Source organism: Streptomyces mutabilis (assembly GCF_046628145.1).
Lineage (GTDB): Bacteria > Actinomycetota > Actinomycetes > Streptomycetales > Streptomycetaceae > Streptomyces > Streptomyces mutabilis.
Genome location: NZ_CP176874.1, coordinates 1,497,254 through 1,521,518, shown reverse-complemented (window position 1 = coordinate 1,521,518; position 24,265 = coordinate 1,497,254). Strand labels below are relative to the sequence as shown.

22 protein-coding genes and 3 tRNA genes are annotated in these 24,265 nt (G+C 71.0%); 18 read left to right on the top strand and 7 right to left on the bottom strand.

The window, feature by feature from the left end; translation table 11 throughout:
* Positions 1–3: 3 nt before the first annotated feature.
* Positions 4–76 (bottom strand) — tRNA-Gly (locus ACLIN4_RS06610).
* A gap of 177 nt (positions 77–253) precedes the next feature.
* Between ACLIN4_RS06610 and ACLIN4_RS06605 the strand changes: the two genes are divergently transcribed.
* From ACLIN4_RS06605 to ACLIN4_RS06595, 3 genes are all read left to right on the top strand, one after another.
* Positions 254–1,300 carry a chorismate-binding protein gene (locus ACLIN4_RS06605; RefSeq protein WP_411575575.1) on the top strand — a complete coding sequence of 349 codons (1,047 nt, stop codon included), beginning with the start codon at positions 254–256 and terminating at the stop codon, positions 1,298–1,300.
* Positions 1,297–2,118: an aminotransferase class IV gene (locus ACLIN4_RS06600; protein WP_411575574.1), complete on the top strand. Its 822-nt coding sequence runs from the start codon at positions 1,297–1,299 to the stop codon at positions 2,116–2,118. Before ACLIN4_RS06605 ends, ACLIN4_RS06600 begins: the two co-directional genes overlap by 4 nt.
* 72 nt (positions 2,119–2,190) lie before the next feature.
* Entirely contained in the window at positions 2,191–3,015 is an 825-nt protein-coding gene (locus tag ACLIN4_RS06595) for a GNAT family N-acetyltransferase (protein WP_179342708.1), read from the top strand.
* A gap of 196 nt (positions 3,016–3,211) precedes the next feature.
* Here the strand turns inward: ACLIN4_RS06595 and ACLIN4_RS06590 are convergent, their stop codons facing one another.
* Positions 3,212–3,736, bottom strand: a complete 525-nt coding sequence (locus ACLIN4_RS06590; RefSeq protein ID WP_411575573.1) for a DsbA family protein — start codon at positions 3,734–3,736, stop codon at positions 3,212–3,214.
* A gap of 189 nt (positions 3,737–3,925) precedes the next feature.
* On the opposite strand from ACLIN4_RS06590, the gene ACLIN4_RS06585 reads away from it, so the two are divergent.
* Positions 3,926–4,375 carry a hypothetical protein gene (locus ACLIN4_RS06585; RefSeq protein ID WP_289909233.1) on the top strand — a complete coding sequence of 150 codons (450 nt, stop codon included), beginning with the start codon at positions 3,926–3,928 and terminating at the stop codon, positions 4,373–4,375.
* 175 nt (positions 4,376–4,550) lie between these two features.
* Positions 4,551–4,730, top strand: a complete 180-nt coding sequence (locus tag ACLIN4_RS06580) for a hypothetical protein (RefSeq protein ID WP_043375030.1) — start codon at positions 4,551–4,553, stop codon at positions 4,728–4,730.
* Between the two features lie 80 nt (positions 4,731–4,810).
* Here ACLIN4_RS06580 and ACLIN4_RS06575 read toward each other — a convergent pair whose 3' ends face one another.
* Both ACLIN4_RS06575 and ACLIN4_RS06570 read right to left on the bottom strand, forming a co-directional pair.
* Entirely contained in the window at positions 4,811–5,371 is a 561-nt protein-coding gene (locus ACLIN4_RS06575) for a CGNR zinc finger domain-containing protein (protein WP_100047134.1), read from the bottom strand.
* A 352-nt stretch (positions 5,372–5,723) separates the two neighbouring features.
* On the bottom strand, positions 5,724–6,137 hold the full coding sequence (locus ACLIN4_RS06570; RefSeq protein ID WP_004002642.1) for an SsgA family sporulation/cell division regulator: 414 nt from the start codon (positions 6,135–6,137) through the stop codon (positions 5,724–5,726).
* A 191-nt stretch (positions 6,138–6,328) separates the two neighbouring features.
* Between ACLIN4_RS06570 and ACLIN4_RS06565 the strand changes: the two genes are divergently transcribed.
* The 9 genes from ACLIN4_RS06565 (at position 6,329) to ACLIN4_RS06525 (ending at position 14,609) form a co-directional block, all read left to right on the top strand.
* Entirely contained in the window at positions 6,329–6,784 is a 456-nt protein-coding gene (locus tag ACLIN4_RS06565; protein ID WP_100047133.1) for a TIGR02611 family protein, read from the top strand.
* Positions 6,785–6,863: 79 nt separating this feature from the next.
* Positions 6,864–6,935 (top strand) — tRNA-Val (locus tag ACLIN4_RS06560).
* Between the two features lie 355 nt (positions 6,936–7,290).
* On the top strand, positions 7,291–8,580 hold the full coding sequence (locus ACLIN4_RS06555; protein WP_107479801.1) for an ABC transporter substrate-binding protein: 1,290 nt from the start codon (positions 7,291–7,293) through the stop codon (positions 8,578–8,580).
* A complete protein-coding gene (locus tag ACLIN4_RS06550) occupies positions 8,580–9,581 on the top strand; it encodes a carbohydrate ABC transporter permease (RefSeq protein WP_411575572.1) in 1,002 nt (333 codons plus the stop codon). The genes ACLIN4_RS06555 and ACLIN4_RS06550 overlap by 1 nt, the downstream gene beginning before the upstream one ends.
* Entirely contained in the window at positions 9,578–10,468 is an 891-nt protein-coding gene (locus ACLIN4_RS06545) for a carbohydrate ABC transporter permease (protein WP_107479802.1), read from the top strand. Before ACLIN4_RS06550 ends, ACLIN4_RS06545 begins: the two co-directional genes overlap by 4 nt.
* 12 nt (positions 10,469–10,480) lie before the next feature.
* On the top strand, positions 10,481–11,092 hold the full coding sequence (locus ACLIN4_RS06540; RefSeq protein ID WP_289909184.1) for a hypothetical protein: 612 nt from the start codon (positions 10,481–10,483) through the stop codon (positions 11,090–11,092).
* Positions 11,093–11,263: 171 nt separating this feature from the next.
* The gene (locus tag ACLIN4_RS06535) at positions 11,264–13,999 is read left to right on the top strand and encodes a Tat pathway signal sequence domain protein (RefSeq protein WP_307653079.1); all 2,736 of its coding nucleotides are present in this window, start codon (positions 11,264–11,266) and stop codon (positions 13,997–13,999) included.
* A 40-nt stretch (positions 14,000–14,039) separates the two neighbouring features.
* On the top strand, positions 14,040–14,498 hold the full coding sequence (locus ACLIN4_RS06530) for an SRPBCC family protein (RefSeq protein WP_411575571.1): 459 nt from the start codon (positions 14,040–14,042) through the stop codon (positions 14,496–14,498).
* A 39-nt stretch (positions 14,499–14,537) separates the two neighbouring features.
* A tRNA-Val gene (locus tag ACLIN4_RS06525) sits at positions 14,538–14,609 on the top strand.
* A 46-nt stretch (positions 14,610–14,655) separates the two neighbouring features.
* Here ACLIN4_RS06525 and ACLIN4_RS06520 read toward each other — a convergent pair.
* A complete protein-coding gene (locus tag ACLIN4_RS06520; protein WP_100047127.1) occupies positions 14,656–15,381 on the bottom strand; it encodes a 3'-5' exonuclease in 726 nt (241 codons plus the stop codon).
* Positions 15,382–15,552: 171 nt separating this feature from the next.
* Here ACLIN4_RS06520 and ACLIN4_RS06515 point away from each other — a divergent pair, with 171 nt between their 5' ends.
* From ACLIN4_RS06515 to ACLIN4_RS06500, 4 genes are all read left to right on the top strand, one after another.
* Positions 15,553–16,119, top strand: coding sequence for a DUF4365 domain-containing protein (locus tag ACLIN4_RS06515; RefSeq protein ID WP_073730840.1), 567 nt, complete (start codon positions 15,553–15,555; stop codon positions 16,117–16,119).
* Complete coding sequence (locus ACLIN4_RS06510; protein WP_411575570.1) at positions 16,116–17,378, top strand: hypothetical protein; 1,263 nt, start codon at positions 16,116–16,118, stop codon at positions 17,376–17,378. The genes ACLIN4_RS06515 and ACLIN4_RS06510 overlap by 4 nt, the downstream gene beginning before the upstream one ends.
* 91 nt (positions 17,379–17,469) lie before the next feature.
* Positions 17,470–19,446 carry a threonine--tRNA ligase gene (gene thrS, locus ACLIN4_RS06505; protein ID WP_411575569.1) on the top strand — a complete coding sequence of 659 codons (1,977 nt, stop codon included), beginning with the start codon at positions 17,470–17,472 and terminating at the stop codon, positions 19,444–19,446.
* 77 nt (positions 19,447–19,523) lie between these two features.
* Positions 19,524–20,072, top strand: a complete 549-nt coding sequence (locus tag ACLIN4_RS06500) for an HIT family protein (protein WP_100047124.1) — start codon at positions 19,524–19,526, stop codon at positions 20,070–20,072.
* Between the two features lie 85 nt (positions 20,073–20,157).
* Here the strand turns inward: ACLIN4_RS06500 and ACLIN4_RS06495 are convergent, their stop codons facing one another.
* Both ACLIN4_RS06495 and ACLIN4_RS06490 read right to left on the bottom strand, forming a co-directional pair.
* A complete protein-coding gene (locus tag ACLIN4_RS06495) occupies positions 20,158–21,819 on the bottom strand; it encodes a hypothetical protein (protein ID WP_411575568.1) in 1,662 nt (553 codons plus the stop codon).
* Between the two features lie 241 nt (positions 21,820–22,060).
* A complete protein-coding gene (locus ACLIN4_RS06490; RefSeq protein WP_290014117.1) occupies positions 22,061–24,259 on the bottom strand; it encodes an elongation factor G-like protein EF-G2 in 2,199 nt (732 codons plus the stop codon).
* Between the last annotated feature and the right edge of the window lie 6 nt (positions 24,260–24,265).

Below are 24,265 nucleotides of genomic sequence, written 5' to 3'. Positions count from 1 at the left end.
GCGAGCGGACGACGAGGCTCGAACTCGCGACCTCAACCTTGGCAAGGTTGCGCTCTACCAACTGAGCTACGTCCGCCTGTCGGTTCGGTCCGCTTGCGCGTCCCGGCGACGTGTTGAACTCTAGCGGATTCCGGGGCCAGTACAAAAACGCGTTTGTGCAGCGTGCTGCGGTGCCTGCGCTCGCGGGCCTGGTCAGGGCACCCGGAAGGACACGTTCGGGTCACCTCGGGGCCACCGTCCTAGACTCGGTCACGTGCTCGACCTCCCTCCCCTCGCCCGCTTCGGCGACCGTCTCGCCACCGGTCTCCTCGATGTCACGAGCGATCCCGCCGCCCTCGAATCCGAGGGCTTCTGGGCCGTCTGCGCGGACTTCGAGGGCCGCCTGACCTGCGCACGCTTCGCGGACGTACGGACACAGCCGGTACCGGCTCCGGTACCCGGCCGGTGGCGGGGGCCGGCCGTGGACGACTGGACCTCCTCCCTCGACCGTGCCGCGTACACGGCGGCCGTACGGCGCATACGCGAGCACATCGCCACCGGCGAGGTGTACCAGGCCAACCTCTGCCGGGTGCTCTCGGCGCCCGTCCGCCCCGGCGCCGACGTGGACGCCCTCACCGCCCTGCTGGCCCGCGGCAACCCGGCACCGTACGCCGGAACGATCCGGCTGCCCGGCCACGGCGTCGAGATCGCCACCGCCTCGCCCGAGCTGTTCCTGCGGCGGGACGGCCTGACCGTCGAGTCCGGACCGATCAAGGGAACCGGGCGCACCGAGGCCGACCTGCTGGAGAAGGACCACGCCGAGAACGTGATGATCGTGGACCTCGTCCGCAACGACCTCGGACGGGTCTGCGCCACGGGCAGTGTGACCGTGCCCGACCTGTGCGCCGTGGAGAAGCACCCGGGCCTGGTGCACCTGGTCTCGACCGTCCGGTGCGAACTGCGCCCGGACACCGGATGGCCGGAACTGCTCGCGGCGGCCTTCCCGCCCGGGTCCGTCACGGGCGCCCCCAAGTCCAGCGCCCTGCGGATCATCGACACCCTGGAGACCTCGCCCCGGGGCCCGTACTGCGGTGGCATCGGCTGGGTCGACGCCGACCGGGGCACCGGCGAGCTCGCCGTCGGCATCCGCACCTTCTGGATCGACCGCGCCGCGGGGCTGCTGCGCTTCGGCACCGGCGCCGGCATCACCTGGGGGTCCGACCCGGAAGGGGAGTGGCGGGAGACCGAACTGAAGGCGTCCCGGCTTCTCGCGGTAGCGTCGGGGACGTACGAGGTGAGTGGAGAGGGAATACAGGCGTGAAGATCTGGCTCGACGGCGGGCTGCAGGACATCGAGTCCGCCCGCGTCTCCGTCCTCGACCACGGGCTGACCGTGGGCGACGGCATCTTCGAGACGGTGAAGGCGGTGGACGGCAGGCCGTTCGCCCTGACCCGGCACCTCGACCGGCTGACCCGCTCGGCACGCGGCCTCGGCCTGCCCGACCCCGACCTCGACGAGGTCCGCCGCGCCTGCGCCGCCGTCCTGGACGCCAATCCCATGCCGTTGGGCCGGCTGCGCATCACGTACACCGGCGGCCACGGCCCGCTCGGCTCCGACCGCGGCGAGCACGGCACGACCCTCGTCGTCGCCCTCGGCGAGACGGGCCGGCGCCCCGACTCCACGGCCGTGATCACGGTGCCGTGGACCCGCAACGAGCGCGGCGCGCTCACCGGACTGAAGACCACCTCCTACGCCGAGAACGTCGTCGCCCTGGCCCGCGCCCGCGAACGGGGCGCCACCGAGGCGCTGTTCGGCAACACCGTGGGACAGCTGTGCGAGGGCACCGGGTCGAACGTGTTCGTCGTCCTCGACGGCGAGATCCACACCCCGCCGGTCGCCTCCGGCTGCCTCGCCGGAATCACCCGCGCCCTGGTCGTCGAGTGGACCGGCGCCCGGGAGACCGACCTCCCGATGGACGTCCTGGACCGCGCCGACGAGGTCTTCCTGACCTCCACGCTCCGGGACGTGCAGGCCGTGCACCGCGTCGACGACCGCGAACTCCCCGGCGCCCCCGGGCCGGTGACCGCCAAGGCCATGCGGATCTTCGAGGAGCGGTCCGGGGACGACCTGGACCCGTAAGCGCGCCGAAGATCCGGGAAGGCCTCGAAAATGAGGCTGACTCGCGGCCCTTCGCCGGGTAGAACACCCGTGATGACCACCACCCTGCGGCCGACCGAGCCGCTCCAGCGCGCCGCCGACGGGACGCGTTCGCGCCACTACCAGGTGTGCGTGAACAGCCGGCCCGTCGGCGCGATACACCTCGGCACCTCGCAAGCCTTCGGCGACTCGGTGGCCGTGATCCATCAACTGCGCATCGACGAACCGGACCGCCGGCGCGGCCGGGGCACGGTGGCGGCCCTCGCGGCCGAGGAGATCGTGCGGGGCTGGGGCTGCCGGCGGATCGAGACCAGCCTGGCCGCCGAGGCGGAGGCGGGCCTGCGGCTCACGGAGGCGCTCGGCTACGTCCTGCGCAACCGGGTCATGGTCAAGCCGCTCGGCGACACCGCGCCCGCACTGCCCGAGGGAAGCCGCGCGCGGCCGATGACGGCGGACGAGTTCGCCACCTGGCAGGCCCACGAGTCCGAGCAGTACGTCCGTACCTGGACCGAGCGGGGAGTCCCCGAGGCCGAGGCGCGCGCGAAGGCGCGCAGAGATCACGAACTGCTGCTGCCACAGGGGCCGGACACCGAGAACATGCTGTTCAGCGTGCTGGAGCACGAGGGCGTACAGGTCGGCGTCCTGTGGCTGGCGCTGCGCGAGGACCGTGCCTTCGTCTTCGACGTCGAGGCCGACGCGGCGCACCGGGGCCGGGGGCACGGCCGCACGCTCATGCTGCTCGCCGAGGCGCAGGCGGTCGCCGCCGGCCGGCGACTGATCGGCCTCAACGTCTTCGCGGGCAACACCGCGGCCGAACGGCTCTACGAGTCGCTCGGCTACGCGACCACGCGCTGCTACTACAGCAAACCGCTGCTGTAGGCGTGCGGGAAACCGCTGACCTCGGCGTGCGGTGAACCGCTGACCTCGGCGTACGCGAACGGCTGCCCCCCGGGGGGGGGGGGGGGGCGGGCCGCTGCCTTCGGGGTGAAGCCCTGCCTTCCAGGCCAACGGGCCAACACTGCCCCCGGTGCGGACCGGCCGCGCCGGACCGGCCCCGTGCCCGGCCGCCGGTCGGTCAGTCCTGCCGCTCGGCCAGCAGCCGGTCCGCGACCTGCTCGACGCGCTCGCGCAGCCCTTCCTGGCTCTTGCCGCCGTCGAGGCGCTCGCCACCGATCACGTACGTGGGGGTGCCGGTCACGCCGATCGCCTTGCCCTCGGCCTGGTCGGCGTCGACGATCAGGATGTGCCGGCCATCGATCAGGGCCGTGTCGAACTCCTCGGCATCCAGTCCCAGTTCACGGGCGACCTCGACCAGGAAGGGTTCCCCCTTGCGGTCCAGCTCCGCGACCCGGCTCAGCACGGCCTCGGCGTAGGGCCATCCCTGCCCCTGGGCCACGGCCTCCTCGGCGGCCTGCGCGGCGGCGAAGGAGTGCTTGTGCTTCTCCAGCGGGAAATGCCGCAGCCGCAGCTCCAGGCGGTCGCCGTAGCGGGCGCGCAGGGCGCGGAGGTCGTCCAGGGCGGTGCGGCAGTCCGGGCACTGGAGCTCGCACCAGACGTCGAGGACGGGTGCGGCGGGACGGGCGGGGGAGGAGTCGCTCATGGCGCCATTCTCCCAGCCCGGGCGGCGGCGTCCCGCACCACGTCGTACGGCGGCCTCCGGCACCTGGGGAGGAGCCGACCCGGAGATCTCCCTGATCTCCGGGTCGCGGCATGGCCCGAGGGCGTCCGGACGGTGCAGGATGGAAGGGACGAAGTACTCATGCCCGACCGACCTGCCCTGGAGGACCGGATGATTGCCGAGACCGTCTGCTCCGCGGTGTCCGCGGCCGGCCTGGGCATCGCGGCGGTCACCGCGTACCGCAGGCGCTTCCTCACCGCGGCCCGCATCGCCGCCTACTCGCTGATCCCCGTCGGCCTGGTGATGACCGGGATCGTCGAGTGGCTGGCGGACACGGCCTTCAGTCCCGTGGCCTGGGCCGGCTTCGGGGTGCTGGGCGTGGCGTGGGTGCTGTTCATGACCACCCGGGCCGTGGAGCGCCGCCGCGGCGGCACCCGCAAGGAGCGCAAGGAGGCACGGGCCGCGGCACGGCGCGACGCGGTGGCTCCGGCGTCCTCGGGGCCCTCCCTCGGTCCCGGTTCCCGCCCGGCCGCCCGGCCCGCGTCCCGACCGGCCAAGGCGTCCGGCGGCGAGGACGACTTCAGCGACATCGAGGCCATCCTCAAGAAGCACGGCATATGACCGCCGGCGCCGACGCCTACGTCGGGACCTGAAACGACACAGCGGTCCCAGGCCGTCAGAGCATGCTCCGTAATGATCAAGAACCGAACGGACATTGCGGAATTCAACGAACACCCGGTCCTTGCGGGCGTGTTGATCGCGTAGGTCCTGGTCACTGCGTCATCATCACGGCGAGATGCCGGACACCACTCAGCTGGATACCCAGCTGGACACGAGACAGAGCGAAACCACGCGGGTGCAGGACGAACCGCGCGGCTGCCTCTTCGCCCTTTCCCAGCCACCGCTCATGATCTTCCTTGCGGTGATCGGGTGTCTGCTGCTCATGGCTTCGTTGCACGATCTGCTGTTGCTGTGAGCCGTACCCGCGCTCCCCGGCGCCACCCGCCGGGGGCCGCGTCGCCACGACGGTGTGTCCCGGGGTGTGGCGGGCGGACCTCAGCCGGCCGCCTCCTTGCGACGTGCGCGGTACGCGGCCACGTGCAAGCGGTTTCCGCACGTGCGGCTGTCGCAGTACCGCCGTGAGCGGTTGCGGGAGAGGTCGACGAAGGCGCGCCGGCAGTCGGGTGCCTCGCACCGCCGCAGTCGTTCCTGCTCCCCGGCGACCACGAAGAAGGCCAGAGCCATCCCGCAGTCGGCGGCGAGGTGGTCGGCGACCGAGGCGCCGGGCGCGAAGTAGTGGATGTGCCAGTCGTAGCCGTCGTGGTCGGTGAGCCGTGGTGTGGTGCCGGCGGCGGCGACCAGGTCGTTGATCAGACCGGCGGCGGCACGCGCGTCGGGGGCGGCGAAGACGGCCGCGAACCGACCGCGGATCTTGCGCACCGCCGAGAGGTCGAGTTCCGAGAGCACGCCGACGTCGCTGATCTCGTGCGTTCCCACGAATTCCTCGAGGGCGGTGACGTCGGGCAGCCCGTCCAGCGCCGATTCGTCCTCCGGCACGGTGTTCACCAGATCCACCACGGTGTCGAGGGCACACCGGGTGTCGTGGGTGATCAGCACATCTCGCTCCCTGGCCTGGGGTCGGGCGGGCGCCCGCCGATGCTGGCCGATGGTAGTGGCTTCCAGCGCGGGCGGACCGGCTCCGAAGCCGCTCCCCGCCGCCGGATGTCCGTAGAACGACGGCTGTCCGGCTTCCGTTCCCGACGCGGGTGACAGCCGGTTGACAACGGGTGACAGCGCGAGCGAGCGGGCGGTGACGGAGCTGCGGTGAAGCGGCGGGCGCCGCGCACGCACCGGCGCCGCCCCCGCGGAGGACCGCGGCGACGACGCCGGTGTGTGCCGTTATGCGGTTGTCCGGGCCCGTGCCGTCACCCCGAGTCGACGGCGACGGGCGGCTTCACGGAGCGTCGCCCTAGCTTTCCGCCAGGATGTGCGACAGCTCCTGATCGAGATCGAAGTGCCGGTGTTCCGTGCCGGGCGGCACGGCGGCGTCTGTGCGCTTCAGGAAGGACTCCAGAGCCCGCGCCGGGGCCTCGAGCAGTGCCTCGCCCTCCGGGGAGCTCAGGGCGATGCACACGACCCCCTGGCCATGACTGCGGGACGGCCAGACACGGACGTCGCCGGTGCCGGTGGGGCGGTGGAGGCCTTCGGCGAGGAGGTCACGGGCGAACACCCACTCGACGGTCTCCTCGGCTCCGGTGTGGAAGGTGGCGTGCACGGCGTAGGGGTCGGCCGTGTCGTACCGCAGGCCTGCGGGGACAGGCAGGGAGGACTCGCTCGACACAACGAGGCGCAGGTGCAGCTCGCAGCTGACCGTGGTGTTCATAAGCGCCAGGGCCTTTCGCTCAGTGTGCGCTCGGGGATTCGCACGTCGGCGAAATCGACATGCCACCTACGGTGCCGTTGTAAACCCCTCTGAGTGTTTTGCGTGTGTTTAGGTAACTCTTCCGGCCGAGTGGTCGTTCGGGTCCTGCGCCCATTCCGGTGACAGGATTCGCTCCGGTAGTGTTTGGCCGTATGAACACGGGGAGTAACAAGCCCGGCGAGGCGGCCGTGGCGGAAGACCGTACGGGGACGGACGACGAGGCGGCGCCCGCGCAGGCGCTCGGTTCGCGTGCACCGGAATTCATCAAGGCGCGCCGCGCCCTGCACCTGAGCTGGCAGGTCGGCGTCTTCATCGTCGGCCTGGCGGTCGTCGCGGCCGGTGCCGCCATGCTCGTCCTGCCCGGACCGGGGTGGGTCGTGATCTTCGGCGGCATGGCGATCTGGGCGACCGAGTTCGTCTGGGCCCAGCTCGTCCTGCGCTGGACCAAGCGCAAGGTCACCGAGGCGGCCCAGCGAGCCCTCGATCCCAAGGTGCGGCGGCGGAACATCATCCTGACCTCGGTGGGGCTGGTGATCGTGGCCGCGCTGGCCGGGGTCTACCTGTGGAAGTTCGGCCTCCAGCTGCCCTGGAAGATCGAGGACCAGTGATCCGCGGCGGGGGTGCGGCCACCCGGCCCCCGCTGGTCACGGGCACCCCCTGACATGGGGTAATGTTCTTCCTGCGTCCGGGCGATTAGCTCAGTGGGAGAGCGCTTCGTTCACACCGAAGAGGTCACTGGTTCGAACCCAGTATCGCCCACCGGATCATCAGGCGGCCCGGCTCACGATCGTGAGCCGGGCCGCCTTCGTGTGCGGGGGCGTCCGGGTGGCCGGGCATTCCGCTTCCGCCCGCCTTCACTCAACCGTGACCTTCCGCGCCGCCCGCTCCGGCGGGCCCGCCCGTGTTCGGCCCGTCGGCCGCGCAGCGTCGACCTGGGTGTTCTCCTCGGCTGCCGGCCGGTGGGCCCGCATCGGGCGCCACCGCCGTCGCGGGCCGGTGTCCGGCAATTCCTGTCCGAATCATTGACGCGCCCCCGGGCCCTCCGTACCTTGTGCCAGCAAGCGCTTACTTGAAACGATTCATGAGGCGGACGCAACGTCGCGGGGAGGCTCATATGCAGCAGGGCAGGAATGTGGAGAGGCGGACGATCCTCAAAGCGGCGGGGGCCTCGCTGGCCGTCGCCGGGCTGGGGGCGACGGCCACCGCGTGCGGCGGCGGCAGCGGATCCGGGGACGGGACCGTGACGATCCGTTACTCGTGGTGGGGTGCCGAGGACCGGGCGGAACGCATCAACAAGACCATCGCGCTCTTCGAGAAGAAGTACCCGAAGATCAAGGTGAAGACCGACTTCCAGCCGTACACCGACTTCTGGAAGAAGTTCAACACCCAGGCCTCCGGCGGGAATCCGCCGGACGTCTTCCAGAATGCCATCGGATTTCTCCGGAAATACGACGCCAAGAATGTCCTGCTCGACCTGAGCGAGCAGGTGAAGGCGGGCAATCTCTCCATGGACGGCTTCCGCGCGGGCCTGGAGAAGTTCGGCGAGATCGACGGCAAGCTCCTCGGTGTGCCCGTCGGTTCGAACTCGATGGCACTCGTCATCGACAAGCCCGTCTACACCCGGGCCGGCGTCAAGCCCGAGCAGGGCTGGACCTGGGACGACTTCGACGACGCGATGACGAGCATCCGCGACAGGACGGGCCGGGCCGGCGACAGCGGCATGTACGGCGTCATGTACCTCTACGACCTGTACCTGCGTCAGAACGGCAAGGCCTTCTTCACCGAGGACGGACTCGGCTTCTCCGAGGCCGATCTGACCGCGTGGTGGACGAAGGCGGAGAAGGGCGTGAAGTCCGGCCTGTTCGCCGACCCGAAGAAGGTCGCCCAGATCAAACCGAAGTCGGCGCTCTCCGCCGAACTCGCCGGAAGCGAGTTCACCTGGGACAACTTCACCGTCCGCTACACCTCCGAAGGCAAGAGCGAGTACGGCCTCGCGCCCATTCCCACCACGGACGGCAAGAAGACCGGCCAGTACCTCGGTTCGCTGATGCTGAGTGGCTACAAGCGCACCCAGCACCCCAAGGAAGTCGCCCAGTTCATCGACTTCATGGTGCACGACCCCGAGGTCGCCAAGATCATGGGTTACGACCGCGGCGTGCCGACGACGCAGGCGCAGTACGACGCGTACCGGCCCACCGACCCGGTCAACAAGGCGATCGCCGCCTACGAGCAGTCCCTCGTCGACGCGGGTGTCCTGGAGACCATCACCCCGCACCCGAACGGCGCCGACATCTGCGAGGCCGCGTTCCTCCGCATCGCCGAGGAGATGGCCCTGGGCGAACGGTCCGTCGACGACGCCGTCAAGCAGTTCTTCACCGAGTCGAAGACGGCTCTCGCCGGCTGATGGGAAGCGCCGTGACACACGCCCCCGCGATGGAGGACCTGACCAAGGACTCCGAGCCGAGGCACGGTCCGGTGAAGTCCCCGCGCCCCGCCGAGCTGAAGCGGCGGGGCCGCCGGGAGAACCTGGCCGGCTACCTCTTCATGTCCCCCTGGATCGCCGGATTCCTGCTGCTGACGGCGGGACCGATGGTCGCCTCGCTCTACTTCGCGTTCACCGACTACAACCTCTTCGACGCGCCCAAGTGGATCGGCCTGGACAACTTCTCCGAGATGTTCGGCGACCCGCGCTGGCGCCACTCGGTCGAGGTCACCCTCTGGTACGTCGTCGTCGGCACGCCGATCAAGCTGCTGGCCGCGCTCGGTGTGGCCCTGCTGCTCGCGCAGAAGCGGCGCGGGCAGGCCTTCTACCGGGCCGCCTTCTACGCCCCGTCGCTGATCGGCGCGAGCGTGTCGGTCGCCATCGTGTGGAAGGCGATCTTCTCGGACGACGCGGTCGTCGACCGTACGCAGCAGTTCTTCGGGATCGACGTCGGCGGCTGGACCGGCGACCCGGACCTGATCATCTACAGCCTGGTGGCGCTGACCGTCTGGCAGTTCGGTGCTCCGATGGTCATCTTCCTGGCCGGCCTCAAGCAGGTGCCGCGCGAACTGTACGAGGCGGCCGACGTGGACGGCGCGAGCAAGCTGCGGCAGTTCTGGAACATCACGCTGCCGATGATCTCCCCGGTCCTCTTCTTCAACGTCCTGCTGGAGACCATCCACTCCTTCCAGATCTTCAGCTCCGCCTACATCGTCGGCGGTGGCGCCGGAGGCAACTCCTGCGGCCCGGCCGACGGAACCATGGTCTACACCTGTTATCTGTACGTCCAGGGCTTCGAGAACAGCCGCATGGGCCTGGCCTCCGCCATGGCGTGGATGCTGCTGGTCGCGGTCGCCATGGTCACCGCGGTGCTGTTCTGGTCGCAGAAGCGCTGGGTGCACTACGAGGAGGGCGGCCGATGAGCGCACAGGCCACCGACATCACGCCGGCCCCGCCCGCGAAGGGGGCCCTGAGGCGCAGGCTGCCGGGCTCGCTCGCCTGGCACATCGGGTCGCTGGCGATCCTGGCGGTCATCCTCTACCCGGTGATCTGGGTCATCGGCGGCTCGTTCAAGGAGAGCGGGGACATCGTCGGCAGCCTGGACCTGTTCCCGGCCGACCCGATCGTCTCGAACTACACCGGCCTCGCCGACGGCATCGCCGACATCTCGATCTCCACCTTCTTCGTCAACTCGCTCTTCCTCGCGGTGGGTTCGGTGATCGGGATCGTGGTGTCCTGCTCGCTGACCGCGTACGCCTTCGCGAAGATCCGGTTCGCCGGCCGCAACCTGCTCTTCACGCTGATGATCGGCACCCTCCTGCTGCCGTACCACGTGCTGCTGATCCCGCAGTACGTGCTCTTCCGCAACATGGACATGATCAACACGTACACCCCGCTGCTGCTGGGGAAGTACCTGGCGACGGAGGCGTTCTTCGTCTTCCTGATGGTGCAGTTCATGCGGAACCTGCCCAAGGAGCTGGACGAGGCGGCGCGCCTCGACGGCTGCGGACACTTCCGCATCTACTGGTCGATCGTGCTGCCGCTGTGCCGCCCGGCCCTGATCACCAGCGCGATCTTCACCTTCATCAACTCCTGGAACGACTTCATGGGCCCGCTGATCTACCTCAACGAGCCGAGCAAGTACACCGTCTCCCTCGGCCTGAAGATGTTCGTGGACCAGGAAGGGCTGGCCAACTACGGCGGCATGATCGCCATGTCGCTCGTCGCCCTGCTGCCCGTCCTCGCCTTCTTCCTGGCCTTCCAGCGCTATCTGATCGACGGCATGGCGACGTCGGGCCTGAAGGGCTGAGGTGAACCGATCATGACCGAGGTGCGTGCGAAGGCCCGTGCGGAGCGGGCGGGGGAGCGGGGCGAGTCGCGGTTCGCCGAGGGGTTCGCGCTGTTCGCCGAGTGCCTGCTCACCGGCGTGTGGATCGCGGTGGCCTCGCTGCCGCTGGTCACCTACCCGGCGGCGTTCGCGGCCGGGTCGCGGCACCTCGGGCGCCGGCTGGCCCATGAGCGCGGCGGCTGGCGGGAGTTCACCGCCGACTTCCGGTCGGCGGTGCGCCGCGGGTGGCTCGTCGGGGTCGCCGGGTGGGCCGCCCTGGCCGCGGTGTGGGTGGACGTGCAGGCCGTACGGAACGGGCTGCCGGGCGGCCCGTTCGTCGGGGCCGTCGGGGTGCTGGCCCTGATCGGTGCCGCCGTGGCCGGGCTGCGCGCGGCCGCGACCTGGCGGCCGGGCGACTCCTGGCGGTCGCTGCTCGCGCGGGCCGGGCGCCGCACCGTGCTGGACCCGGCCGGTTCCTTCCTGATCGTCGGCGGGCTGGCCGTGGTGGTCTGCTCCGCCTGGTTCAGCGCTCCGCTGGCGGTCGCCGTCCTGGGCGCCGTCGCGGCGGCGGCCGTCGCCGTGGAGGAGCGCTACCGGCGCCGCTGACGGCGGCGCCCCCCCGCACTCGGGCCGGGGGCCAAGCGCCCGGCCCGACGGCCGGGCGTCCCAGGAACCCCGCCCGCCATCAGGGCCGGCGCCCCGGCGCCACGCCTCGGTCTGTCATGCCCTTGACACTCCCCACCCCCCTGCATCCGCACGGAACGGAAAGGAAAGGCCATGTCCCCCATCCCCCGCAGGTCCCTCCTCAAGGCGGCCGCGGTCGCCGGAGCCGCCGCCCAGTTCAGCTGGGCCCTCGGCGCGAAGCCCGCCCAGGCCGCCCCCACCGCCGAGGCGGCCGACGACAGTCCCGTGACCCTGACCTGGCTGGAGGACGGCGGCCTCGGTGCCGCGCCCGGCTCCACCGTCGGCGTCCCCTGGCCCAAGGGCACCTACCAGGAGGACCAGTCCTTCGCCGTCACGGACGCGGACGGCAAGTCCGTACCCACCCAGTCCTGGCCCCTCGCCTATTGGCCGGACGGCTCCCTGAAGTGGACGGCCCACGCCGTCGGCTCCGGCAACGGGGAACTCACCCTCACCGCCGGCACCCCCGCCGCCCCCGCCGAGAAGGTCACCGTCCACCGGCGGGGCGGCACCATCGACGTATCGACCGGCGTCATCACCGCCAGAATCGGCACGTCCGGATCGACGCTGATCAAGTCGGTCACCAGAGGCGCCACCGAGATCGCCAAGAACGGCCGTCTCGTCCTGCTGCGCCAGCCCGAGATCGAGGACGGCGACCAGGGCGCGGTGAAGTACGAGCGCTTCGACGGCGCCGTCGACGAGGTGAAGGTCGAACAGGAGGGCCCGGTCCGCGCCGTCGTCCGCATCGACGGCAAGCACCGCAAGGGCAACCGCGGCTGGCTCCCCTTCTCCATCCGCCTCTACTTCTACGCGGGTGCCGACTCCTTCCGCATGGTGCACACCATCACCTTCGACGGGAAGCAGGAGCCCGGAAAGGCGAGCGGCGACTTCATCCGGGGCCTCGGCGTCCGCTTCACCGTCCCGATGCGCGACGAGTCCTACGACCGCCACGTCCGCATCGGCGGTGAGGGCACCGGCCTGCTCCGCGAGGCCGTCAAGGGCATCACCGGACTGCGCCGCGACCCCGGCGCGGCCGTACAGGCGGCGCAGTTCGCGGGGGAGAAACTGCCCGACCCGTCCACGTGGGACCAGCGCGTCACCACCCGCCTGCAGTACATCCCGGAGTGGGGCGACTACACCCTCTCCCAGCTCTCCGCCGACGGCTTCACCCTGCGCAAGCGCACCGAGAAGGGCCACGGCTGGATCGGCGCCGGCGGCGGACGCCGCGCCTCCGGCTTCGGCTACGTCGGCGGCGTGAGCGGCGGCCTCTCCTTCGGCCTGCGCGACTTCTGGGAGAAGTACCCCGCCCAGCTCGACATCCGCGACGCCCAGACCGACGAGGCCGAGGTCACCCTCTGGCTCTGGTCGCCCGAGGCCCAGCCCATGGACCTGCGCTTCTACCACGACGGCATGGGCCAGGACACCTTCCCCGAGCAGATCGAGGGCCTCAACATCACCTACGAGGACTACGAGCCCGGCTTCGGCACCCCCTACGGCATCGCGCGCACCTCCGAGCTGCTCTTCTGGGCCAACGCCGCGACCCCGAGCGCCGAAAGGCTCGCCGAACAGGTCGAGGCCGTACGCGTCCTGCCCCAGCTGGCCGCCCCGCCGAAGCAGCTCATCAAGGCCAAGGTCTTCGGCCCCGGCCTCTACTCCGAACCCGACCGCTCCACACCCGCCAAGGCGAGGATCGAGGACCACCTCGACTTCCTCTTCACCTACTACAAGGACCAGGTGGAGCAGCGCCGCTGGTACGGCTTCTGGGACTACGGCGACATCATGCACACCTACGACGCCGCCCGGCACCAGTGGCGCTACGACATCGGCGGCTACGCCTGGGACAACTCCGAACTCTCCCCGGACCTCTGGCTCTGGTACGCCTACCTGCGCTCCGGCCGCGCCGACATCTTCCGCTTCGCCGAGGCCATGACCCGGCACACCGGCGAGGTCGACGTCTACCACCTCGGCGAATGGGCCGGCCTCGGCACCCGCCACGGCGTCCAGCACTACGCCGACAGCGCCAAGCAGCAGCGCATCGCCAACACCACCTACCGGCGCTTCTACTACTTCCTCACCGCCGACGAACGCGTCGGCGACCTCATGCACGCCAACGTCGACTCCGACGAGACCTTCCTCGCCCTCGACCCGCTCCGCAAGATCCGCACCGAGCCGTACACCCCCGACCGCAACGCCCTGTCGGTCGGCTTCGGCACCGACTGGAGCGGCCTGGTCTCGGCGTGGCTGACCGAGTGGGAACGCAAGGGCCCCAAGTGGGAGAAGGCCAAGGCGCGCGTCCTGTCCACGATGGAGACCATCGCCGCCCAGCCCAACGGCTTCGTCCAGGGCAGCGGCCTGTACGACCTGGACACCGGCCGGTTCGCGATCGCCGGGACCCCGAAGGTCGAGGTCTCCCACCTGTCGGCCGTCTTCGGCCTGAACGAACTGTGCGCCGAACTCATCGACCTCGTCGACATGCCGCAGTTCAACGAGGCCTACTACGACTACTGCCGCTACTTCAACGCCACCAAGGCCGAACAAGCGGCGCGGTACGGCAGCAACTTCGGCAGCCTCATCCTCTTCCAGGGCCACTCGCGCCTCGACGCCTACGCCGCCGTACAGACCGGGGACGACAAGCTCGCCGCGCGTGCCTGGCAGAAGTTCTACGGATCCGACGGCTACAAGGAGTCGGCGCCGTGGAAGACGGAGAAGCTGAGCGGGCCCGTGGCCCTCGTGCCCGGCAGTGAGGCGACCTGGGTGTCCACCAACGACACCGCCCTCTACGGCCTCGCCGCCATCGAGAACCTGGCACTTCTGGGCGACCGGATGCCGTAGTCGGCCCCCGCGGGGAGCGGGTGCGGGCACACTCCACAGGGTGGACTGGAACCATTACCGATTCCTCAGCCTGTGGACCCTGCCCGCGCCCGTCCCGGCGGTCTACCGGGAACTGGAGCGGATCGAGGACTACCCCCGCTGGTGGCCCCAGGTGCGCGAGGCCACCCGGCTCGACGACACCAGCGTCGTGCTCCGCTTCCGCTCACTCCTCCCGTACGACCTGACCGCGACGCTGCGCGAGGGCCGGCGTGACCCGGCGGCGGGAGTACTGGAGGTCGCGATGAGCGGCGACCTGGAGGGCTGGGCGCGCTGGACGGTCACCGCACACGGCTCCGGCACCCTCGCCCGCTACGACCAGGAGGTCGTCGTACGCAAGCCGCTGCTGCGGCGGCTGGCCGTGCCGGGGCGCCCTCTCTTCCGGGCCAACCACCGGCTGATGATGCGGGCGGGGCGGCGCGGACTGGCCGCCCGCCTGGACGGCGGTCGGCAAGCGGTTTGAAGGAAGCGTGCCGGGACCTGTATTGTTCAGTGCGTTCCCGGGCGATTAGCTCAGTGGGAGAGCGCTTCGTTCACACCGAAGAGGTCACTGGTTCGAACCCAGTATCGCCCACCGGGAAGAGCCGGTCCGCCGCAAGCGGGCCGGCTTTCTCACGTGCTCACGCCGCCGCCGGCAGGTCCGGTCGCAGTGGCCAGGCCGGGTCCACCGCCTCCTCCGTCCCGTTGAGCGCGAACCACGCCTGCAATCCCCGCGCCTGCCCCGCGTGCCACACCGCCTGCAGCGTGTGCAGCTCCGCGGCGGACAGACGCTCGAGCCGAGACGGGAAGCGGCGCCCCACCGCCCGTACGACCTCCAGCGCGGCCAGCGCGTCCGCCGCCGCCTCGTGCGCCCCGGTCAACTCCACGCCGTAGTGCGCGCACAGGTCGGTGAGGGTACGGCGCCCCTTGCGGTAGCGGTCGAGGTGCTTGTCGAGCACGCGCGGGTCCAGCACGTGCAGCGACGTCCGCTCCAGCCAGCGGCCCAGCGACGAGGCGCGGTGCCGGCGCAACTCCCGGTCCAGCAGCGTCAGATCGAACGGCGCGTTCATCACCACCAGCGGTCGTCCGGCGCGCGCCTGTTCGCCCAGCGCCTCGGCTATCTCCCACATCACCGGCGCCGGCCACCGGCCGTGCCGCTGCAGATGCTCCTCGGTCAGCCCGTGCACCGCCGTCGCCGCCTCCGGCACCGGCACACCCGGGTTCACCAGCCACCGGGTGACCCGCGGGCGCAGGCCCGGGGCGTCCTGGACGACGAGCGCCGCCGACACGATCCGGTCGGTCTCGACGTCCACACCCGTCGTCTCCGTGTCGAAGGCGGCCAGCGGCCCCTCGAACCAGCACGTCATAGGGCACTCAACTCCTCGTCCAGGAACGGCAGCTGACGCGCCGTCTTCTGTCCCGGTTCGGTGATACCCGGGCTGTTTGCGCCGTACGCCGGAAGGACACAACAGGAGTGAGGGTCTTTGCAGTTCACGGGCCCGCAGCGGGGATACACCAGTTCTGGAAGGCTGTTGGTCATGGCCATAGCGCAGCCCGAACGGGGCGGGCTGCTGCCCGAGCGCACCGCGCCCACTCGCGGCTCCCTCGCCACCACCGCCTGCATGGAGACCTTGCAGGTCGGCTACCTCCACGCGGTCGCGGCGGCGGCGGGCTGCTCGCTCTCGCAGCCGTTCCCGGACAACGGCATCGACTGGCACGTCAGCCACAGCGCCCCCGGGCACACCGTCGACGACGAGGTCACCATCAAGGTGCAGCTCAAGGCGACGTACCAGATACCGCCGAGCCCGCCGGGCCGCTTCTTCTCCTTCACCCTCGACAACGACCACCTGGCGAAACTCGCCCGCACCCCGGTCTCGGTGCACAAGATCCTCGTCGTGATGATCGTCCCCCGGTCCCGGGACCAGTGGCTGCGCGCCGGCCACGACCGGCTCGACCTCAGGCACTGCTGCTACTGGACCAACCTCGCCGGCCACCCGGTCACCGGCCGGCGACGCACCACCGTGCGGATACCGACCGCGCGGATCTTCGACGACCGGGCGCTGTGCGAGATCATGACCCGGGTCGGGACGGGAGGGAAACCATGACGCACCGCCCGGCCGGAGAACCCCTGCGCGCCGTGCGGCCCCATCCCGTCGACGAAGCGGCCTGGGGTGACGGCCACCCGCCCGAGTCCGGCACCGTCGACCCGGCCGTGCTGACCGCCCTGCTCCACCGGCACGGCTGGCGTCGGCGCGGCGGCGCGCCGGGCCGCTACAGCCGCTGGACCCCGCCCGGACCGGGCGCGGGCGGCACCAGCCTGCTGGTGCCGGTCAGCCGCGCCTTCCCCGACAGCGACGACCTACTCGCCGAAGCCCTGCTCGCCCTGTCCCGCAGCGGCATCCCCGCCGCCCGCGAGATCCTGGTCTCCCTCGCCGTACCCAGCGACGAGATCCGTTGGGGGCGCGACGTCCCCGCCGGACCCGGCGACGCCGCGTCCTGGACCGCCGAGGAGCAGCTGCGCTCCGCCGCCCGCCGGATGCTGCTCGCCGGAGCGCTCGCCACGCGCGCGCGTGCGGGCTACTACGGTGCCCGGCACCGGCGTTCCGCCGCCGAGGCCCTGGAGAACGTCCTGGTCGGCGCGGCGCCCGGCGGCCGCCGGCTCACGGCGTTCGTGCCCGTCACCACCGGCCGCCCCCTCGCCGTACGCCTCCACCACGCGCTGTACGCCGCTCGCGAGGCCGTCGACTACCGGCGGGCCACCGGCGGCATGGAGGCCTTCGACACGGCCGTGGCGGCAGGCGTCAGCCAGGAACTCACCGACGCGCTCGTCGCCCTGGTCCGCGGCACCCAGGGCGCCCGCGTCGGCATCGACTGGGCGCCGGCCGCCGGCGTCCCCGAGGGCTGCGCCGATCTCGCCGAACCCGTCGAGTTCTCGCCCGGCGACCTGCCCGCCCTGCGTGAGGCCGCCGCCCGCTACCTGCGCGCCGAGCCCTCCGTGCCGGTGCGGCTCACCGGCACCGTCGTCCGCATGCGCCGGCCCGGGCCGCGCGGCGCGGGCACCGTACGGCTGCGGGTGCTGGCCGGAGCCGACGTGCCGCACGTGCGGATCACGCTGGACGAGGAGGCCTACCGGATCGCCGGGCACGCCCACCTCCTCGGGCTGCCCGTGCGGGTACTGGGCCGGCTGGAGAGCCGGGGCGGCTTCCGCCGGCTCACCGGGGCCTGCGAGCTGGCCCCCGTGCCGGTCGACGACGCGGAACGGGACCGGCTGCTGAAGGCGGTCCAGGAGCACGTGGAGGTGGCGGCCTTCTTCGAGGAGACCTGCGGAGGAGACGGCGAGGACGACGGCGACCGCGGGGACTGATTTCGCGGTGGGCGGTCCCCGGTCGGTACGATCGCCCTCATGCGTGCGCTCCGGTATGGCGCCGCAGCCCCACTTCAGTCAGGAGAGACCGGTGTCAGACGTCCGTGTGATCATCCAACGCGATTCGGAGCAGGAAGAACGCGTGGTGACGACGGGCACTACGGCCGCCGAGCTCTTCGCCGGCCAGCGCTCGATCATCGCGGCGCGCGTGGCCGGTGAGCTCAAGGACCTCGCCTACGAGGTCAAGGACGGCGAGACCGTCGAGGGCGTCGAGATCTCCTCCGAGGACGGCCTGGCCATCCTGCGCCACTCCACCGCGCACGTCATGGCCCAGGCCGTGCAGGAGCTGTTCCCCGAGGCCAAGCTGGGCATCGGCCCGCCCGTCAAGGACGGCTTCTACTACGACTTCGACGTCGAGAAGCCCTTCCACCCCGATGACCTCAAGGCCATCGAGAAGAAGATGCAGGAGATCCAGAAGCGCGGCCAGCGTTTCTCCCGCCGCGTCGTCACCGACGACGAGGCCCGCGAGGAGCTCGCCGACGAGCCGTACAAGCTGGAGCTGATCGGCCTCAAGGGCTCCGCGTCGCACGACGACGGCGCGGACGTCGAGGTCGGCGCCGGCGAGCTGACGATCTACGACAACCTGGACGCCAAGACCGGCGAGCTGTGCTGGAAGGACCTCTGCCGCGGTCCCCACCTGCCCACCACCCGCAACATCCCGGCGTTCAAGCTGATGCGCAACGCCGCCGCCTACTGGCGCGGCAGCGAGAAGAACCCGATGCTCCAGCGCATCTACGGCACCGCCTGGCCCACCAAGGACGAGCTGAAGGCGCACCTGGAGTTCCTCGCCGAGGCCGAGAAGCGCGACCACCGCAAGCTCGGCAGCGAGCTGGACCTGTTCTCCATCCCGGAGCAGATCGGCTCGGGCCTCGCCGTCTTCCACCCCAAGGGCGGCATCGTCCGCCGGGTCATGGAGGACTACTCGCGCCGCCGCCACGAGGAGGAGGGCTACGAGTTCGTCTACACCCCGCACGCGACGAAGGGGAAGCTCTTCGAGACCTCGGGCCACCTGGACTGGTACGCCGACGGCATGTACCCGCCCATGCAGCTCGACGAGGGCGTGGACTACTACCTCAAGCCCATGAACTGCCCGATGCACAACCTGATCTTCGACGCGCGCGGGCGGTCCTACCGTGAACTGCCGCTGCGCCTGTTCGAGTTCGGCACCGTGTACCGGTACGAGAAGTCGGGCGTCGTGCACGGCCTGACCCGGGCCCGCGGCTTCACCCAGGACGACGCGCACATCTACTGCACCCGCGAGCAGATGTCGGAGGAGCTCGACAAGACGCTCACCTTCGTCCTGAACCTGCTGCGCGACTACGGCCTGACCGACTTCTACCTGGAGCTGTCCACCAAGGACCCGGAGAAGTTCGTCGGCTCGGACGAGGCCTGGGAAGAGGCCACCGAGACGCTGCGCCAGGTCGCCGAGAAGCAGAACCTGGAGCTCGTGGCGGACCCGGGCGGCGCCGCGTTCTACGGCCCGAAGATCTCCGTCCAGGCCAAGGACGCCATCGGCCGCACCTGGCAGATGTCGACCATCCAGCTCGACTTCAACCTGCCCGAGCGGTTCGACCTGGAGTACACCGGCGCCGACGGCTCCAAGACCCGCCCGGTCATGATCCACCGCGCGCTGTTCGGCTCCATCGAGCGGTTCTTCGCGGTGCTCCTGGAGCACTACGCGGGCGCCTTCCCGGCGTGGCTGGCGCCGGTGCAGGCGGTGGGCATCCCGATCGGCGACGCGCACGTCGAGTACCTGGAGAAGTTCACGTCGGCGGCTCGCAAGCAGGGCCTGCGCGTCGAGGTGGACTCCTCCTCCGACCGCATGCAGAAGAAGATCCGCAACGCCCAGAAGCAGAAGGTGCCCTTCATGGTCATCGCGGGCGACGAGGACATGGCGAACGGCGCGGTCTCCTTCCGCTACCGCGACGGTTCCCAGGAGAACGGCATCCCCGTCGACGAGGCCATCGCGAAGATCGCGAAGGTCGTCGAGGAGCGGGCGCAGGTCTGACCGGCCACCGCGGAGGGCCCTCGGGAGTTCCCGGGGGCCTTTCCCTGTCAGCGCACGCGACGCCATATGCTGCACGCATGACGAGTGAGCCGGAGCAGCAGATCGGAGTCGGGACGCAGGACGCGTTCCAGCGCTTGTGGACGCCCCACCGGATGGCCTACATCCAGGGCGAGAACAAGCCGAGTGGCCCCGGAGCCGACGACGGCTGCCCCTTCTGCTCGATCCCGGCCAAGTCCGACGAGGACGGGCTGGTCGTCCGGCGCGGCGAGCACGTGTACGCGGTGCTCAACCTGTACCCGTACAACGGCGGCCACCTGATGACCGTGCCGTACCGCCACGTCGCCGACTACACCGAGCTGACCGAGGTGGAGACGGCGGAGCTCGCCGAGCTGACCAAGCAGGCGATGACGGCGCTGCGCACGGCCTCCGGCGCCCACGGCTTCAACATCGGCATGAACCAGGGCGCGGTGGCCGGCGCGGGCATCGCCGCCCACCTCCACCAGCACATCGTGCCCCGCTGGGGCGGCGACACGAACTTCATGCCGGTCGTCGGCCACACGAAGGTGCTGCCGCAGCTGCTGGGGGACACCCGCAAGATGCTGGCGGAGGCGTGGCCCTCCGCCTAGGGCCTGCCTGACGATTCCCGCCGTCGCCCGGAGGCGGGCGGGAATCGTCGGACTGGCCCTGGCCCCCGGGGCCCGGCGACGGGCCCTACGCGTTGTACAGGTCGGCCTTGCCAGGCGTCGGATCCTGCACAGCCGTGCTCAGGAACGCCGACCGCGTGCCGAACTTCTCGGTGTCCACGCCGTTCTCCTCCAGCACCCGGATCGCCGCCGAGTGCACCACCCGCAGCACCGGCGCCGCCGCCCGCAGCGCGTCGTCGGCCATGAAGCGGTGCCGCCACGGCTGGTCCGCCCACGCGTGCCGCAGCCCGAACGGCTCCGGCAGCGCGATCGTGCCGCCCAGCCAGTTCAGCAGCGGGGGATACCAGGTGAGCGGCGCGCGGACGGCGAGCCGTACCACCTCGTTGGCGGTGACCAGCGGGAGCATCACCTTGCGGGTCTCCCACGGCTTGAACGACTTGGCGACCTCCTTGGAGGGTGCCTCCGGCTTGGTGGTGAACAGCGGGTTCACCGGGCCGAGAGCGTGTCCGGTGACCTCAATGCGCAGCGTCTCGTGCAGCACGGTCACGGTGATCAGCATGGTGATCACCAACTGGCCGTCCCACAGCGTCCACTGGACGCCCAGGTAGTGCCGGTCACCGGCGCCGAACTGCTGCTTGTTGCAGATGTCCTGTATCGCGTGCGACTTGACCTGGTACGCCTCTACGTCGGTGCCCTCCGGACGGGACACCGCCTTGGCGTTCTCCCCGATCGGGGTGACGATCCAGTGCCGTATGGAGGGCTTGGTGAAACCGCCCGTGTTCAGCGGGCCGCGCTCCAGCATGCGCAGCTGGTCGTGGATGGACTTCACCACGTCCCAGCTGCGGAAGGGGTGGATCTCCCGGGTGGGGTCGGCGGGCACCAGGTTCTCGGCGAGCTGCCAGCTGCCCCAGCGGGTGCCCATCCCGAGTATGCCCTTGGGGCCGGCGTAGAAGACGGAGTTGGACTGCTGCTCGGCGCCGAGCTTGGCCAGGGACTGGCGCAGCTGCTCGGCCGCGGTCTCGCCCGGGTTGGTGGGCACGGCCTCCGGGACCTTGGCGCCCACGCCGCTGCCCGACAGCAGGCCGTCCCAGCGCTCCCGGAGGTCCTTCGCCGTGCTCTCGCAGATCCGCTTGGCCCAGAACCAGCCGACGACCGGCATCAAGACCGCCGCACGCGCGTACCAGGCCCAGAAGCCGGAGAAGGGCATCTTGACGAGGAACAGCACGGCCAGCGCGGCGATCGCCACCAGCACCGCGGTGCCCAGCGCGCCGGCCTGCTTGTTCTCCGTCCTGGCGACGGTGGTGCGGATCTGGAAGCCGAGCAGCCAGATCAGCATGCCCGGCAGGAACAGCAGTCCGCAGACCACGCTGATCATGGTCAGCCGGTTGTCGCGGGCCTTGCGGATGCCGTTGGCCGCGAGGCAGTGCTCGACGACGACCTGCGGCTCGGCGCCGAAGGACTGGATGAGGGGCTTGCGGCCGCTGCCCAGCATGCGGTCGGCCACCGCACGGGAGAACGCCTCGCCGAGGTTGGGCCGGAAGATCGTGGCCCAGGACCGGCCGGCGTTGACGGTCGTCTGGTGCCACTCGTTGTCGGCCTTCTTGATCTCCTCCACCGGATTGTCCCGGTAGGCGGCCGAGGCCAGCGCGAACGTGGCCGTCTGCCCGCCGTCGTCCGTACGCGGCACCTGCGGTCCGAAGAAGTCCGCGTAACCGCCGTCAACGGTCATTCCCGCCCCCGATCGCCACCACTGTCGCTCCTGCGGCCTTCCCGACTTCCCTGCCCCGCACACCTGTTGATCAGGTCATCAGCGTATCCGCAGCCACCGACATGCGTCACCGGACGGCCAAAGGCGCCCCCGCACGCGCGGGTCGGCCCCGGGACGCGCCCTCGTGCGCCGGGGGGAGCGCGTCCGCTGCGGGAGCCGGCGCCGGACTCCCGCGCCGACTCCCGCCGTTCCTCCCGGGGCGTCACGAAGCGGCCCGCAGCTCCTCCCTCAGGCGCTCCGCGACCTGCTGCGGCATCGGTTCGTGCCGGGCGTAGCGGCGGTCGAAGCGCGCGGTGCCGTGGGAGAGGGAGCGCAGGTCCACCGCGTACCGGCCGATCTCCATCTCGGGCACCTCGGCCCGGATCAGGGTCCGCCCGCCGCTGGTCTGCTCGGTGCCGAGCACCTTGCCGCGCCGGCCGGACAGGTCGCTCATCACCGCGCCCACGTAGTCGTCGCCGACCAGGACGCTCACCTCGGCGACCGGCTCCAGCAGGTGGATCCTCGCCTCGGCGGCGGCCTCCCGCAGCGCCAGCGCGCCGGCCGTCTGGAAGGCGGCGTCGGAGGAGTCCACGGAGTGCGCCTTGCCGTCCAGCAGCGTCACGCGCACGTCGATCAGCGGATGGCCCGCGGCGACGCCCTTGGCGGCCTGTGCGCGCACCCCCTTCTCGACGGACGGGATGAACTGCCGGGGCACCGCGCCGCCGACCACCTTGTCCACGAACTCGATGCCCGAGCCGCCCGGCAGCGGCTCCACCTCGATCTCGCAGATGGCGTACTGCCCGTGCCCGCCGGACTGCTTGACGTGCCGTCCGCGCCCGGCGGCCCTGGTCCCGAACGTCTCCCGCAGCGAGACCCGGTGGGGCACGACGTCGACCTGGACGCCGTAGCGGCTGCGCAGCCGTTCGAGGGCCACGTCGGCGTGGGCCTCGCCCAGGCACCACAGGACCACCTGGTGCGTGTCCTGGTTCTGCTCCAGGCGCATCGTCGGGTCCTCGGCGACCAGCCGCGCCAGGCCCTGGGAGAGCTTGTCCTCGTCCGGTTTGCTGTGCGCCTGGATGGCGAGCGGCAGCAGCGGGTCGGGCATCTCCCAGGGGGCCATCAAGAGCGGGTCGTCCTTGGACGACAGCGTGTCCCCGGTCTCCGCGCGGCTCAGCTTGGCCACGCACGCCAGGTCGCCCGCGATCACGTGCGACACCGGCCGCTGCTGCTTGCCGAACGGGGTCGACAGGGCACCGATGCGCTCGTCGACGTCGTGGTCCTCGTGGCCGCGGTCGGCCAGTCCGTGCCCGGAGACGTGCACCGTCTGGTCGGCGCGCAGGGTGCCGGAGAACACGCGGACCAGCGAGATCCGGCCGACGTAGGGGTCGGAGGACGTCTTGACGACCTCCGCGACCAGCGACTCGTCGGGGTCGCACATCCGCAGCTCGCGCGGCACACCGTCGGGAGTGGTGACCCGCGGCGCCTCGCGCTCCAGGGGCGTCGGGAAGCCCCGCGTGATCAACTCCAGCAGTTCCACCGTGCCGAGACCCTGCCGGGCGCCCTCGGCCGCGGGGGCGGCGGCCAGGACGGGGAAGAACACCCCGCGCGCCACGGCCCGCTCCAGGTCCTCGATGAGTGTCTTGACGTCGACCTGCTCGCCGCCGAGATAGCGCTCCATGAGGGTCTCGTCCTCGCTCTCCGAGATGATCCCCTCGATCAGCATGGAGCGCGCCTCGTCGAGCCGCGGCAGCTGGTCCCCGTCCGGTTCGGACTCCACGCGCTCGCCCGAGGCGTAGTCGAACAGCTTCCGCGACAGCAGCCCCACGAGCCCCGTCACGGGCGCGTGCCCGTCGGGCGCCGGCGGGCCGTGCAACGGCAGGTACAGCGGCAGCACGGCGTCGGGATCGTCCCCGCCGAAGGCCTCCGCGCAGATCCGCGTCATCTCCTCGAAGTCCGCGCGGGCGGCCTCCAGGTGCGTGATCACGATGGCGCGGGGCATGCCGACGGCGGCGCACTCCTCCCACAGCATCCGGGTCGATCCGTCCACCCCGTCGGCGGCCGAGACGACGAAGAGGGCCGCGTCCGCCGCGCGCAGACCGGCCCTCAGCTCGCCGACGAAGTCGGCGTACCCGGGGGTGTCCAGGAGGTTGACCTTGATGCCGTCCCATTCGACCGGCACCAGGGAGAGCTGCACGGAGCGCTGCTGCCGGTGCTCCATCTCGTCGTAGTCCGAGACGCAGCCGCCGTCCTCCACGCGGCCCGCCCGGTTCAGTGCCCCCGCCGTCAGCGCGAGAGCCTCCACCAGAGTCGTCTTGCCCGATCCGGAGTGGCCGACCAGCACCACATTCCGTACGGACGTGGGTCGGTCGGCCGCCGACGCCCTTCCGGCGGCTCCGGGGTGGGTGTGTGTCTTGTCGCCCATGTCCTT

Excerpts from the sequence above, each read along its gene's own strand:
- ACLIN4_RS06540 (WP_289909184.1), top strand. The coding sequence starts at position 10,481 with ATGACCGAGGTGCGTGCGAAGGCCCGTGCGGAGCGGGCGGGGGAGCGG.
- ACLIN4_RS06510 (WP_411575570.1), top strand. The coding sequence starts at position 16,116 with ATGACGCACCGCCCGGCCGGAGAACCCCTGCGCGCCGTGCGGCCCCAT.
- ACLIN4_RS06595 (WP_179342708.1), top strand. The coding sequence starts at position 2,191 with ATGACCACCACCCTGCGGCCGACCGAGCCGCTCCAGCGCGCCGCCGAC.
- ACLIN4_RS06545 (WP_107479802.1), top strand. The coding sequence starts at position 9,578 with ATGAGCGCACAGGCCACCGACATCACGCCGGCCCCGCCCGCGAAGGGG.
- ACLIN4_RS06580 (WP_043375030.1), top strand. The coding sequence starts at position 4,551 with ATGCCGGACACCACTCAGCTGGATACCCAGCTGGACACGAGACAGAGC.
- ACLIN4_RS06500 (WP_100047124.1), top strand. The coding sequence starts at position 19,524 with ATGACGAGTGAGCCGGAGCAGCAGATCGGAGTCGGGACGCAGGACGCG.
- ACLIN4_RS06520 (WP_100047127.1), bottom strand. The coding sequence starts at position 15,381 with ATGACGTGCTGGTTCGAGGGGCCGCTGGCCGCCTTCGACACGGAGACG.
- ACLIN4_RS06495 (WP_411575568.1), bottom strand. The coding sequence starts at position 21,819 with ATGACCGTTGACGGCGGTTACGCGGACTTCTTCGGACCGCAGGTGCCG.
- ACLIN4_RS06490 (WP_290014117.1), bottom strand. The coding sequence starts at position 24,259 with ATGGGCGACAAGACACACACCCACCCCGGAGCCGCCGGAAGGGCGTCG.
- ACLIN4_RS06590 (WP_411575573.1), bottom strand. The coding sequence starts at position 3,736 with ATGAGCGACTCCTCCCCCGCCCGTCCCGCCGCACCCGTCCTCGACGTC.
- ACLIN4_RS06585 (WP_289909233.1), top strand. The coding sequence starts at position 3,926 with ATGATTGCCGAGACCGTCTGCTCCGCGGTGTCCGCGGCCGGCCTGGGC.
- ACLIN4_RS06515 (WP_073730840.1), top strand. The coding sequence starts at position 15,553 with ATGGCCATAGCGCAGCCCGAACGGGGCGGGCTGCTGCCCGAGCGCACC.
- ACLIN4_RS06565 (WP_100047133.1), top strand. The coding sequence starts at position 6,329 with ATGAACACGGGGAGTAACAAGCCCGGCGAGGCGGCCGTGGCGGAAGAC.
- ACLIN4_RS06550 (WP_411575572.1), top strand. The coding sequence starts at position 8,580 with ATGGGAAGCGCCGTGACACACGCCCCCGCGATGGAGGACCTGACCAAG.
- ACLIN4_RS06535 (WP_307653079.1), top strand. The coding sequence starts at position 11,264 with ATGTCCCCCATCCCCCGCAGGTCCCTCCTCAAGGCGGCCGCGGTCGCC.
- ACLIN4_RS06555 (WP_107479801.1), top strand. The coding sequence starts at position 7,291 with ATGCAGCAGGGCAGGAATGTGGAGAGGCGGACGATCCTCAAAGCGGCG.
- ACLIN4_RS06570 (WP_004002642.1), bottom strand. The coding sequence starts at position 6,137 with ATGAACACCACGGTCAGCTGCGAGCTGCACCTGCGCCTCGTTGTGTCG.